13 protein-coding genes are annotated in these 12,970 nt (G+C 59.7%); all 13 read left to right on the plus strand.

Annotated features, from left to right (window positions below):
- Positions 1-46: 46 nt before the first annotated feature.
- The 13 genes from fliN (at position 47) to ACA051_RS08935 (ending at position 12,958) form a co-directional block, all read left to right on the plus strand.
- On the plus strand, positions 47-505 hold the full coding sequence (fliN, locus tag ACA051_RS08875; protein WP_497309209.1) for a flagellar motor switch protein FliN: 459 nt from the start codon (positions 47-49) through the stop codon (positions 503-505).
- A complete protein-coding gene (gene fliO / locus ACA051_RS08880; RefSeq protein ID WP_497309210.1) occupies positions 506-952 on the plus strand; it encodes a flagellar biosynthetic protein FliO in 447 nt (148 codons plus the stop codon). It abuts the gene before it with no gap.
- A complete protein-coding gene (fliP, locus tag ACA051_RS08885; protein WP_010456947.1) occupies positions 952-1,710 on the plus strand; it encodes a flagellar type III secretion system pore protein FliP in 759 nt (252 codons plus the stop codon). The genes fliO and fliP overlap by 1 nt, the downstream gene beginning before the upstream one ends.
- A complete protein-coding gene (gene fliQ, locus ACA051_RS08890) occupies positions 1,707-1,976 on the plus strand; it encodes a flagellar biosynthesis protein FliQ (RefSeq protein WP_219095676.1) in 270 nt (89 codons plus the stop codon). The genes fliP and fliQ overlap by 4 nt, the downstream gene beginning before the upstream one ends.
- Before the next feature lie 3 nt (positions 1,977-1,979).
- A complete protein-coding gene (gene fliR / locus ACA051_RS08895) occupies positions 1,980-2,765 on the plus strand; it encodes a flagellar biosynthetic protein FliR (RefSeq protein ID WP_497309212.1) in 786 nt (261 codons plus the stop codon).
- A 3-nt stretch (positions 2,766-2,768) separates the two neighbouring features.
- On the plus strand, positions 2,769-3,908 hold the full coding sequence (gene flhB, locus ACA051_RS08900; RefSeq protein ID WP_497309214.1) for a flagellar biosynthesis protein FlhB: 1,140 nt from the start codon (positions 2,769-2,771) through the stop codon (positions 3,906-3,908).
- 254 nt (positions 3,909-4,162) lie between these two features.
- Positions 4,163-6,292 carry a flagellar biosynthesis protein FlhA gene (gene flhA / locus ACA051_RS08905; RefSeq protein WP_083375990.1) on the plus strand — a complete coding sequence of 710 codons (2,130 nt, stop codon included), beginning with the start codon at positions 4,163-4,165 and terminating at the stop codon, positions 6,290-6,292.
- Positions 6,293-6,303: 11 nt separating this feature from the next.
- The gene (flhF, locus tag ACA051_RS08910) at positions 6,304-7,638 is read left to right on the plus strand and encodes a flagellar biosynthesis GTPase FlhF (protein WP_497374415.1); all 1,335 of its coding nucleotides are present in this window, start codon (positions 6,304-6,306) and stop codon (positions 7,636-7,638) included.
- 116 nt (positions 7,639-7,754) lie between these two features.
- Positions 7,755-8,585, plus strand: coding sequence for a flagellar synthesis regulator FleN (fleN, locus tag ACA051_RS08915; RefSeq protein ID WP_003222917.1), 831 nt, complete (start codon positions 7,755-7,757; stop codon positions 8,583-8,585).
- Entirely contained in the window at positions 8,582-9,322 is a 741-nt protein-coding gene (gene fliA, locus ACA051_RS08920) for an RNA polymerase sigma factor FliA (protein ID WP_007894214.1), read from the plus strand. Before fleN ends, fliA begins: the two co-directional genes overlap by 4 nt.
- A 167-nt stretch (positions 9,323-9,489) precedes the next feature.
- Entirely contained in the window at positions 9,490-9,861 is a 372-nt protein-coding gene (locus ACA051_RS08925; RefSeq protein ID WP_003183998.1) for a chemotaxis response regulator CheY, read from the plus strand.
- Between the two features lie 22 nt (positions 9,862-9,883).
- Positions 9,884-10,672, plus strand: coding sequence for a protein phosphatase CheZ (locus ACA051_RS08930; RefSeq protein ID WP_497309219.1), 789 nt, complete (start codon positions 9,884-9,886; stop codon positions 10,670-10,672).
- A gap of 54 nt (positions 10,673-10,726) precedes the next feature.
- Positions 10,727-12,958, plus strand: a complete 2,232-nt coding sequence (locus ACA051_RS08935) for a chemotaxis protein CheA (protein WP_497309221.1) — start codon at positions 10,727-10,729, stop codon at positions 12,956-12,958.
- Positions 12,959-12,970: the final 12 nt, after the last annotated feature.

The raw sequence follows: 12,970 nt of genomic DNA on the forward strand, positions 1-12,970 counted from the left end.
TTAATTGGCTGCTCTTGATTGAGCAGTTGCCCGCCGAGGACAAATGATGAACGACGATATGAACGCCCAGGACGACCAGGCACTGGCTGATGAATGGGCTGCCGCCCTGGAAGAAACCGGTGATGCCGGCCAGGACGACATCGACGCCTTGCTGGCTGCCGACGCCGCCAGCTCGCCGTCCAATCGTCTGCCGATGGAAGAGTTCGGCAGCGTGCCGAAGAACCACGATCAGGTCACCCTGGACGGTCCGAACCTCGACGTGATCCTCGACATCCCGGTGTCGATTTCCATGGAAGTGGGCAGCACCGACATCAACATCCGCAACCTGCTGCAACTCAACCAGGGTTCGGTGATCGAGCTGGACCGTCTGGCCGGTGAGCCGCTGGACGTGCTGGTCAACGGCACCCTGATCGCCCACGGCGAAGTGGTCGTGGTCAACGAGAAGTTCGGCATCCGCCTGACTGACGTGATCAGCCCAAGCGAACGTATCAAGAAGCTGCGCTAAGTGAAAAGGGTTCTGGGGATCGTATCGGCGTTGCCGTTCAGCGTTCTGGCGGCCGAGCCGGTCGCGACGGCGACTGCAGCCGCCGCGCCCGCAGTCAGTAGCGGTGTGGCCGGGCAATTGACGCAGTTGGTGTTCGGCTTGCTGTTGGTGTTGGGGTTGATCTTTTTCCTCGCCTGGCTGTTGCGCCGGGTCCAGCAGGCCGGGCCGGCCGGCAAGGGGCAGGTGATCGAGATTGTCGGTTCCCGTGCCTTGGGTCCCCGCGACCGTTTGATGCTGGTGCAAGTCGGCAACGAGCAGATCCTGCTTGGCCTGAGCCCCGGCACGATCACTGCACTGCATGTGCTTAAAGAGCCGATTGAAGTGTCGACCACCACCGAGAAAGCGACTCCGGAGTTTGCCCAGCATCTGTTGAAGATGCTCGGCAAGGATCAGAAGGATAAGAAGTAATGGGTGCGTTACGCATCGTCTTGACGCTGGCCCTGATGCTGGTCGCGCCGCTGGCCTTCGCCGCCGATCCGTTGTCGATCCCGGCGATCACCCTGGGCACCAACGCCAATGGCGCTCAGGAATACTCGGTCAGCCTGCAAATTCTGCTGATCATGACCGCGCTGAGTTTCATCCCGGCGTTCGTCATGCTGATGACCAGTTTCACCCGGATCATCATTGTGTTTTCGATTCTGCGTCAGGCCCTGGGCCTGCAGCAGACGCCGTCGAACCAGATCCTCACCGGCATGGCGCTGTTCCTGACCCTGTTCATCATGGCGCCGGTGTTTGACCGGGTGAACCAGGATGCCTTGCAACCGTATCTGGCGGAGAAACTCACCGCCCAGGATGCCGTGGCCAAGGCCCAGGTGCCGATCAAGGACTTCATGCTGGCGCAGACGCGCAGCAGCGATCTCGAGTTGTTCATGCGTCTGTCCAAGCGCACCGACATCGCTTCGCCGGATCAGGCACCGCTGACCATTCTGGTGCCGGCCTTCGTGACCTCCGAGCTTAAAACCGCGTTCCAGATCGGCTTCATGATCTTCATTCCGTTTCTGATCATCGACCTGGTCGTGGCCAGTGTGCTGATGGCCATGGGTATGATGATGCTCTCGCCGCTGATCATTTCGCTGCCGTTCAAGATCATGCTGTTCGTGCTGGTGGATGGATGGGCGTTGATCATTGGCACCCTGGCGAGCAGCTTCGGCGGTGTGTCGCCATGACGCCGGAAGTGGCGGTAGACATCTTCCGCGAAGCGCTTTGGCTGACCACCATGATGGTTGCTGTGCTGGTGATTCCGAGTCTGCTGGTGGGCCTGCTGGTGGCGATGTTCCAGGCCGCCACGCAGATCAACGAACAGACCCTGAGCTTCCTGCCGCGCTTGCTGGTCATGCTGGTGACGCTGATCGTCGCCGGCCCGTGGATGGTGCAGACGTTCATGGAATACATCCTGCAGCTGTACGGCAGTATTCCTCAGGTCATCGGCTAAACCATGCCGTCGCTGCTGCAGCTGACCGATACCCAGATCAGTACCTGGGTGGCGACGTTCATGTTGCCGCTGTTTCGCATCGGCGCCTTGCTGATGGTCATGCCGGTCTTTGGCACGTCCCTGGTGCCCACGCGCGTGCGCCTGTACTTCGCCCTGGCGATCACGGTGGTGATTGCGCCGGGCCTGCCGCCGATGCCGCCGATCAATGCGCTGGATCTGAGTGCGCTGCTGCTGATCGCCGAGCAAATCCTCATCGGCGCGTTGCTGGGTTTCTCCTTGCAACTGTTCTTCCAGGCGTTCGTGGTGGCGGGGCAGATCGTCTCTATTCAGATGGGCATGGGCTTCGCGTCGATGGTCGACCCCACCAACGGCGTCTCGGTGGCGGTAATCGGGCAGTTCTTCACCATGCTGGTGACGCTGTTGTTCCTGTCCATGAATGGCCATCTGGTGGTCTTCGAAGTCCTGACCGAAAGCTTCACCACGATGCCGGTGGGCAGCGGCTTGATGGTCAATCATTTCTGGGAACTGGCCGGCAAGCTTGGCTGGGTTCTGGGTGCTGCACTGTTGCTGGTACTGCCGGCGATCACCGCGTTGCTGGTGGTCAACATCGCCTTTGGCGTGATGACCCGGGCCGCGCCGCAACTGAACATCTTTTCCATCGGTTTCCCGCTGACCCTGGTGCTCGGGCTGTTCATCGTCTGGGTCGGGCTGGCGGACATCATCAATCAGTATCAACCGCTGGCCACCGAGGCCTTGCAGTTGTTACGCGAACTGGCACGGGCGCGCTGAGTCATGGCTGAGAGCGAAAGCGGTCAGGACAAAACAGAAGACCCCACGGAGAAGCGTAAAAAGGACGCCCGGGACAAGGGCGAGATTGCGCGCTCCAAGGAGCTCAATACCCTGGCGGTCATGCTCGCCGGCGCTGGCGGGCTGCTGATTTTCGGTGGAGCCCTGGCGCAGGACATGATGGAACTGATGCGCATGAACTTCACGCTGTCGCGGGAAGTGATTCTGGATCAGCGCAACATGGGCACCTTCCTGCTGAACTCGGGGCTGATCGCCCTGCTGTCGATTCAACCGGTAATGATCACTTTGTTACTGGCTGCGCTGATCGGCCCGATTTCCCTCGGTGGCTGGTTGTTTGCCGCGGGCTCGATGGCGCCGAAATTCAGTCGCATGAACCCCGGCGCGGGGCTCAAGCGGATGTTCTCGGCCAAGGCGCTGGTCGAACTGCTCAAGGCCCTGGCGAAGTTTTTCATCGTGCTGTTCGTGGCGCTGGCGGTGTTGTCTTCCGACATCGACGACCTGATGCGCATTGCCCATGAACCGTTGGACATGGCGATCATTCACAGCCTGCAAGTGGTGGGCTGGAGCACCTTGTGGATGGCCTGCGGATTGATCATCATCGCCGCCGTTGACGTGCCGGTGCAGCTGTGGGAAAGCCACAAAAAACTGCTGATGACCAAGCAGGAAGTGCGCGACGAGCACAAGGATCAGGAGGGGCGGCCGGAGGTCAAACAGCGCATTCGCCAGTTGCAGCGCGAGATGTCTCAGCGCCGGATGATGGCGGCCATCCCCGAGGCCGACGTGGTCATTACCAACCCGACGCACTACGCCGTAGCCCTCAAGTACGATCCCGACAAGGGCAGTGCGCCAGTGCTGCTGGCCAAGGGCAGTGACTTCCTGGCCTTGAAAATTCGTGAAATCGCCGTGGCCAATAATGTGCTGCTGCTCGAATCGCCGGCCCTGGCGCGTTCGATCTATTACTCCACCGAGCTGGAGCAGGAAATTCCTGGTGGGTTGTATCTGGCGGTTGCTCAGGTACTGGCCTACGTCTACCAGATCCGCCAGTACCGGGCGGGCAAGGGCAAGCGTCCGGATCCGCTGAAGGATGATTTGCCGATCCCGCCGGATTTGCGGCGTGATTCCTGAGTTTTGTGCGGGTAGTGCCGGCCTCTTCGCTGGCAAGCCTCGCTCCTACCGTTTTTGAGTCGGTCGCGGCATATGTGAACGACACGGGATTGTAGGAGCGAGGCTTGCCCGCGAAGAGGTCGGCACAGACGACGCAAATCCTCAAAACAACCCTCTATGTCCCGCCTCTGCAAAAGTTGGAAGGCTTCTTGCAATAGCCGCTCTGCGCCTGCTTCAGGCGTCAAAAGTTTGCTTTAAAGAAACGGGGAAAACCGGTGGATCGCTCTCAGTTACTCAACACTGCCCGCACAAACGTTGCCGACTTAAGTCGGGGCAACCTGGGTGTGCCGTTGTTGCTGCTGGTCATGCTGGCAATGATGATGTTGCCGATCCCGCCGTTCCTGCTGGACGTGTTTTTCACGTTCAACATCGCGTTGTCGATCGTCGTCTTGCTGGTTTGCGTCTACGCCTTGCGGCCGCTGGATTTCGCAGTGTTTCCGACCATTCTGCTGGTGGCGACGCTGTTGCGACTGGCGCTGAACGTGGCCTCCACCCGGGTGGTGATGCTCCACGGACAGGACGGTCACGCTTCCGCCGGTAAGGTGATCCAGGCCTTCGGTGAGGTGGTGATCGGCGGTAACTACGTAGTTGGTATCGTGGTCTTCGCGATTTTAATGATCATCAACTTCGTCGTGGTGACCAAGGGTGCCGGGCGGATTTCCGAGGTGAGCGCACGTTTCACCCTCGATGCGATGCCCGGCAAACAAATGGCGATCGACGCCGACTTGAACGCCGGCCTGATCGACCAGAATCAGGCCAAACTGCGCCGCATGGAAGTCGCCCAGGAAGCCGAGTTCTACGGTTCCATGGACGGTGCCAGCAAATTCGTGCGCGGTGACGCCATCGCCGGCCTGCTGATTCTGTTCATCAACCTGATCGGCGGCATGGCAGTCGGCATCTTCCAGCACGGCATGACCTTTGGTGATGCCGGTCGGGTTTACGCCTTGTTGACCATCGGTGACGGTTTGGTGGCGCAATTGCCATCACTGCTGTTATCGACAGCGGCGGCGATCATGGTGACCCGTGCTTCCGGTTCGGAAGACATGGGCAAGCAGATCAATCGCCAGATGTTCGCCTCGCCGAAAGCGTTGGCCGTGGCGGCGGGTTTGATGGCGGTGATGGGCCTGGTGCCCGGCATGCCGCACTTCTCCTTTCTCAGCATGGCGGCCTTGGCTGCTGGCGGCGCATACCTGTTCTGGAAGAAGCAGAACGTGGTCAAGGTACAGGCCCTGCAAGAGGTCAAGCGTCAACAGGAGCTGCTGCCATCGCCAGCCCGCGCAATGGAAACCAAGGAGCTGGGCTGGGACGACGTGACACCGATCGACATGATTGGCCTGGAAGTCGGCTATCGCCTGATTCCGCTGGTGGATCGCAACCAGGGTGGTCAGTTGTTGGCGCGGATCAAGGGTGTGCGCAAGAAGCTGTCCCAGGACCTGGGCTTCCTGATGCCGACTGTGCACATTCGTGACAACCTCGACCTGGCGCCGAGTGCTTACCGCCTGACCCTGATGGGCGTGATCCTGGCAGAAGCCGAGATCTACCCGGATCGCGAACTGGCGATCAACCCGGGGCAGGTCTACGGCACGCTCAATGGCATAACCGCCAAAGATCCGGCTTTTGGCCTGGAAGCGGTCTGGATCGAAATCAGCCAGCGTGCCCAGGCACAATCGCTGGGTTACACCGTGGTCGACGCCAGTACGGTCGTGGCGACGCACTTGAACCAGATTCTGTACAAGCACTCCAGCGAACTGATCGGTCACGAAGAAGTCCAGCAACTCATGCAATTGCTGGCCAAAAGCTCGCCGAAGCTGGCCGAGGAGCTGGTGCCGGGCGTGGTCTCGCTGTCGCAGCTGCTCAAAGTGCTTCAAGCGTTGCTGGCCGAACAGGTGCCGGTGCGGGACATTCGCAGCATTGCCGAGGCCATCGCCAACAATGCTGCCAAGAGTCAAGATACTGCCGCTTTGGTGGCCGCGGTGCGCGTCGGCGTATCCCGCGCAATCGTCCAAAGCATTGTAGGGACTGACTCCGAGCTACCAGTTATCACTCTGGAGCCAAGGTTGGAACAAATATTGCTCAATAGTCTTCAGAAGGCAGGACAAGGCTCGGAAGAGGGCGTTCTGCTGGAGCCAAGCATGGCTGAGAAATTGCAACGCTCGTTGATCGATGCGGCGCAGCGTCAGGAAATGCAAGGTCAACCGGTGATTTTGCTGGTGGCCGGTCCGGTTCGCGCGATGCTTTCGCGATTCGGCCGACTGGCAGTCCCGGGTTTGCATGTGTTGGCTTACCAGGAAATTCCTGACAACAAGCAAGTGACCATCGTTGCGACAGTAGGGCCCAACGGCTGAGGTAGTGGTTTATGCAAGTTAAGCGTTTTTTCGCCGCCGATATGCGTCAGGCCATGAAACTGGTTCGTGATGAGCTGGGCGCTGATGCCGCCATTATTGGCAATCGCCGGATCGCCGGTGGTGTCGAGCTGACGGCTGCCCTGGATTACAAATTGTCGGCGCTGGCCCCGCGTGTTCCGAACATGGAACTCGAGGATGAGCTGCGCAAGACCCAGTCGCGGATCGTCACCGCCCAGGCCGAATTGAGCCTGCGTGGCGAAGGCGAAACCGAAGGCGACAAGACCACCAATCGCCAGTTGTTCGCCGGCCTGCCGTTGACCGCCGCCGAGCCGCTGATCGAGCCGACGTATGCCGAACCTCGTCGCTCGGCGCCAGCCCCGGCACCTGCCGCTGGGGGCTTCGATCCACGGGCGTTCGATTCGATGCGTTTCGAACTCAACAGCCTGCGCGAACTGATGGAAGTACAACTCGGCTCCCTGGCCTGGAATCAGCTGCAAGGCAGCCGTCCGGCCCAGGCCAATCTTTGGCGTCGCCTGCAACGCATCGGCCTGTCCGGCCCGTTGTCTCGCGACTTGCTGGCGATGATTGCCGACATTGACGAGCCCCGTCAGGCCTGGCGCATGTTGCTGGCACACCTGGCGCGGATGATTGCCACTCCGGAAGTCGAGCCACTGGAAGAGGGCGGCGTGATTGCCATGGTCGGCCCTGCCGGCATGGGCAAGACCACCACCCTGGCCAAGCTCGCGGCCCGCTACGTGCTCAAATACGGCGCGCAAAACATCGCGCTGGTGAGCATGGACAGCTACCGTATCGGTGCTCAGGAACAATTGAAGACGCTGGGCCGGATTCTCAACGTGTCGGTAACCCATGTCGATCCGGGCCAATCGCTGGTGCAGGCGCTGGATCCGTTGTTGCGCAAACGCGTGGTGCTGATCGATACCGCCGGGCTTCAGGCCAGCGATCCAGCCCTGCGTATGCAGCTCGAAAGCCTGGCCGGACGTGGCATCAAGTCAAAAAATTATTTGGTTTTGGCAACCACCAGCCAGAAACAGGTTCTAACGGCCGCTTATCACAGTTACAAGCGCTGCGGGCTCGCTGGCTGCATCCTGACTAAACTGGATGAAACGGCAAGTCTGGGCGAGGTGTTGAGCCTGGCGATCAGTCATGAATTGCCGGTGGCTTACCTGACCGATGGCCCGCGTATTCCGGATGATTTGCATCTGCCGCGTCGTCATCAGTTGGTCAGTCGCGCCGTAAGCGTGCAAATGCAAGAAGAACCCAGCGAAGAAGCCATGGCTGACATGTTCGCTGATATTTACCACAGCCCGACCAAGCAGGTTGGCTGAGGTACTAATGAACAGTTTTTGTACCTACATCGATGGTCTGCCATGCATTGTTCATTTTATGAGCGCGCAGCCAGTAATGTGGCCTCCGTCTATGCAAGACAAGGTAAAGAAATAACATGGGCAGCATGCATCCCGTACAGGTGATCGCGGTGACCGGCGGCAAAGGTGGCGTCGGGAAGACTAACGTGTCAGTGAACTTGTCCCTGGCTCTAGCTGAACTCGGCCGGCGCGTCATGCTGCTGGACGCCGATCTGGGGCTGGCGAACGTCGACGTCCTGTTGGGGCTGACACCCAAACGTACCCTGGCCGACGTGATCGAAGGCCGCTGTGAGCTGCGCGACGTTCTGTTGCAGGGCCCTGGCGGTATTCGCATCGTTCCGGCCGCGTCCGGCACGCAGAGCATGGTTCATCTGAGCCCGGCCCAGCACGCCGGCCTGATCCAGGCCTTCAGCGATATCGGCGACAACCTCGACGTATTGGTGATCGACACCGCTGCGGGTATTGGTGACTCGGTAGTCAGTTTCGTTCGCGCAGCACAAGAAGTCTTGCTGGTGGTGTGCGACGAGCCGACCTCGATCACCGATGCCTACGCGCTGATCAAACTGCTGAACCGCGATTACGGCATGAACCGCTTCCGCGTCCTGGCCAACATGGCTCAGAGCCCGCAGGAAGGTCGCAACCTGTTCGCCAAGTTGACCAAGGTCACAGATCGCTTCCTCGACGTCGCCCTACAATACGTCGGCGCAGTGCCATACGACGAAAGCGTGCGCAAGGCCGTGCAGAAGCAGCGCGCCGTCTACGAAGCCTTCCCTCGTTCCAAGTGCGCCCTGGCGTTCAAGGCGATCGCGCAGAAGGTCGACACCTGGCCGCTGCCTGCCAACCCGCGTGGGCACCTGGAGTTTTTCGTCGAGCGCCTCGTGCAACAGACCGCAGGACCCGTCCTATGACAGCCAGTGGCTACAACCTCTACAAGAAGTCGGCACGTGACGCGCAGTACGAGCTGATCGAGCGTTACGCGCCACTGGTCAAACGCATTGCTTACCACTTGCTGGCCCGTCTGCCGGCCAGTGTTCAGGTTGAAGACCTGATCCAGGCCGGGATGATCGGCCTGCTTGAAGTGTCGACCAAATATGACGCCAGCAAAGGCGCGAGTTTCGAGACCTACGCGGGCATTCGAATCCGCGGCGCGATGCTCGATGAAGTGCGTAAGGGGGACTGGGCGCCACGTTCGGTTCACCGCAATACCCGCATGGTCAGCGACGCAATTCGCTCGATTGAAGCTAAAACCGGTCGTGACGCTAAAGATCATGAGGTTGCGGCCGAACTCCAATTGAGTCTCGACGATTATTACGGGATTTTGAACGACACCCTGGGCAGCCGGTTATTCAGTTTCGACGATCTGTTGCAGGACGGCGAACACGAAGGGCTGCACGAGGATGGCGCGAGTGCACATCTTGAGCCGTCACGCGATCTGGAAGATGAACGCTTCCAGGCCGCGCTGGCGGACGCGATTGCCAATTTGCCGGAGCGTGAGCGACTGGTGTTGGCGCTGTACTACGACGAAGAGCTGAACCTCAAGGAAATCGGTGAGGTCCTGGGGGTCAGCGAATCGCGGGTCAGCCAGTTACATAGCCAGTGCGCGGCCCGTTTGCGGGGGCGTTTGGGGGAGTGGCGAGCGCGCTGAAGGCAGTGTGGGGACACTGCGAACGAGGCCGGTGGAGTGTTGAACTGCACCGGTCGCGATCTGTTGTGCTCCAGACAGTCATCGAGTGGATTGCCGGATTGATTGAAATGGCGCGTCCAGGTGCTGGGCGCGTTTAAGACTGCTTGGAGGTCGAATTGGACAAGAACATGAAAATCCTCATCGTTGATGACTTCTCAACGATGCGGCGGATCATAAAAAACCTGTTGCGTGACCTTGGGTTCACCAACACGGTCGAGGCCGACGATGGCACTACCGCCATTCCGGTTCTCAACAGCGGGAGCATCGACTTTCTGGTAACGGACTGGAACATGCCTGGCATGACCGGTATCGATCTGCTGCGTCACGTGCGCGCCGATGAAAAGCTCAAGCACCTGCCGGTGCTGATGGTGACTGCCGAAGCCAAGCGCGAGCAGATTATCGAAGCGGCACAGGCCGGTGTTAACGGCTATGTGGTCAAACCCTTCACGGCCCAGGCGTTGAAAGAAAAAATCGAGAAGATTTTCGAACGCATCGGTTGATCCACTGCGCCACGGGGGAGCTATGGAGCATAAAGAATCTTCACTGGGCGATTTTGAATCGACCCTGAAAAAACACGCGGTCGAACTGGTCGAAAGCCTTGAAAAAGGCAGGTTCGGCGACGCTGTGCAACTTATCCATGAGCTCAATCAGACCCGTGACCGCGGCCTGTATCAGGAAGTGGGCAAGCTCACTCGCGAGCTGCATAGCGCGATCGTCAATTTCCAGATTGACCCAAACATGCCGCAAGCCGAGGAAGTGTCGCAGATCACGGACGCCACCGAGCGTCTGGGTTATGTGGTCAAGCTGACCGAGGCCGCCGCCAACCGCACAATGGACCTGGTGGAAAACGCCACGCCGCTGGTCAACCGCCTGAGCGAAGAAGCCCAGGCGTTGAGCACGGATTGGGGGCGGTTCATGCGTCGCGAAGTCGGGGCTGAAGAGTTCCGCGAACTGGCCCGGCGCGTCGACGGTTTCCTGACGCGCAGCAGCGATGACAATCGCACGGTGTCGAGCAACCTCAACGACATTCTGTTGGCCCAGGATTACCAGGACCTCACCGGTCAGGTGATCAAGCGCGTGACCCAATTGGTCACCGAAGTTGAAAGCAACCTGCTCAAGCTCGTGCTCATGGCCAGTCAGGTAGACCGCTTTGCGGGTATCGAACATGACCGTGATGCGATGCTTGCTGAAAAAGATCCGCAAAAACATCTCTCTCAGGGTGAAGGTCCGCAGATTCATGCCGATAAAAGAGAAGACGTTGTGTCCGGTCAGGACGATGTGGACGATTTGTTATCCAGCCTAGGATTTTAGAGTTTTAGCATTTTAGGTTTTTTAGGTTTTTAGACCTGTAGGAGCACCCCCTTAATGAGCTTCGGCGCCGATGAAGAGATCCTTCAGGATTTCCTGGTTGAGGCCGGCGAGATTCTAGAGCAACTGTCCGAACAGCTGGTCGAGCTTGAAAGCCGACCGGATGATGCGGATTTGCTCAATGCAATTTTTCGCGGTTTTCACACTGTAAAAGGGGGCGCCGGCTTCCTCCAGCTCAACGAGCTGGTGGAGTGCTGTCACATCGCCGAGAACGTGTTCGACATCCTGCGCAAGGGTGAACGTCGCGTCGACTCGGAACTGATGGACGTGGTTCTCGAAGCGCTGGACGCAGTGAACAGCATGTTCACCGAAGTTCGCGAACGCAGCCCGATTACGGCTGCCACGCCTGAATTGCTCGCGGCACTGGCCCGTCTGGCCGAGCCGCAAACAGCTGATGAATCTGCACCGGTGGCTGAAGTGGTCGAAGCACCTGCCGCTGAAGAATCGGGCGACATCACTGATAACGAATTTGAACAACTGCTGGACTCGCTGAACGCCGTCAAGGCTCAAGCCGAAGCGCCGGCGGTTGCTCCAGTGGCGGCTGCCGAGTCCGCGGCCAGCGACGAAATTACCGATGCCGAGTTCGAGTCGTTGCTCGATCAACTGCACGGCAAAGGCCAGTTCGCGGTTGATGCGGTGGCAGCGCCCGCTGCACCGGCGGCACCGAAAGCGGCCGGCGACAGCTCTGATATTACCGACGACGAATTCGAAGCACTGCTCGACCAGTTGCACGGCAAGGGCAACTTTGCGGTGGATGCGCTGGAATCGGCCATTGCCGCCGTACCTGCCTCGGCTGCGCCAACCGCTAAAGCGGCCGGCGGTGATCTGATCTCCGATCACGAGTTCGAATCGCTGCTCGACGAATTGCATGGCAAAGGCAAGTTCACCGAAGTCGGCACAGGTGCTGCGGTGGCTGCTCCAGTCGCCAAGGCTGCTGCGCCCAAACCGGTTGCCAAGGCACCCGAGCCGAAAGCCGAAGCGCCGAAACCGGCGGCTGCCGCTGCACCGGCTCCAGCCCGCGCACCGTCCGCGCCGCCACCGGAAAAACCGGCCAGCGAAGCCGAGACCACCGTGCGGGTTGATACCGCGCGTCTCGACGAAATCATGAACATGGTCGGCGAACTGGTATTGGTGCGTAACCGCTTGGTCCGTCTGGGCCTCAACAGCGGCGACGAAGCCATGTCCAAGGCCGTGTCGAACCTCGACGTGGTCACGGCCGACCTGCAAACCGCGGTCATGAAGACCCGGATGCAACCGATCAAGAAAGTCTTCGGGCGCTTCCCGCGTCTGGTTCGCGACCTGGCTCGCCAGCTCAAGAAAGAGATCAACCTGGAGCTGGTCGGCGAAGAAACCGACCTCGACAAGAACCTCGTCGAGGCCCTGGCCGACCCGCTGGTCCACTTGGTGCGCAACTCGGTCGACCACGGCATTGAAGAGCCGGCCGAGCGCGAAGCGATGGGCAAGCCTCGCAGCGGCAAGGTGATCCTGTCCGCTGAACAGGAAGGCGACCACATCCTGCTGTCCATCTCCGATGACGGCAAGGGCATGGACGCTGATGTTCTGCGCGGTATTGCCGTGAAGAAAGGCTTGATGGACAAGGATGCCGCGGATCGCCTCAGCGAGTCCGACTGCTTCAACCTGATCTTCGCGCCGGGTTTCTCGACCAAGACCGAAATTTCCGATGTCTCCGGACGCGGCGTGGGCATGGACGTGGTGAAAACCAAAATCGCCCAGCTCAACGGCACCATCAATATTTATTCGACCAAGGGCAAGGGCTCGAAGATCGTCATCAAGGTCCCGTTGACCCTGGCGATCATGCCGACGCTGATGGTCATGCTCGGCAACCAGGCGTTCGCGTTCCCGCTGGTGAACGTCAACGAGATCTTCCACCTCGACCTGTCGCGCACCAACGTGGTGGACGGTCAGGAAGTGGTGATCGTGCGGGACAAGGCACTGCCATTGTTCTACCTCAAGCGCTGGCTGGTCAGCTCCGCCGCTCACGAAGAGCAGCGCGAGGGCCATGTGGTGATCCTTTCGGTGGGCACTCAGCGGATCGGCTTCGTCGTCGACCAGCTGGTGGGCCAGGAAGAAGTGGTCATCAAGCCATTGGGCAAAATGCTCCAGGGAACCCCGGGCATGTCGGGCGCCACCATTACCGGTGACGGTCGCATTGCGCTGATTCTCGATGTTCCGAGCATGCTCAAGCGTTACGCCGCACGGCGTATTTGATTCTGGTGGAGC

The sequence above is a fragment of the Pseudomonas sp. LBUM1669 genome (genome assembly GCF_059695705.1).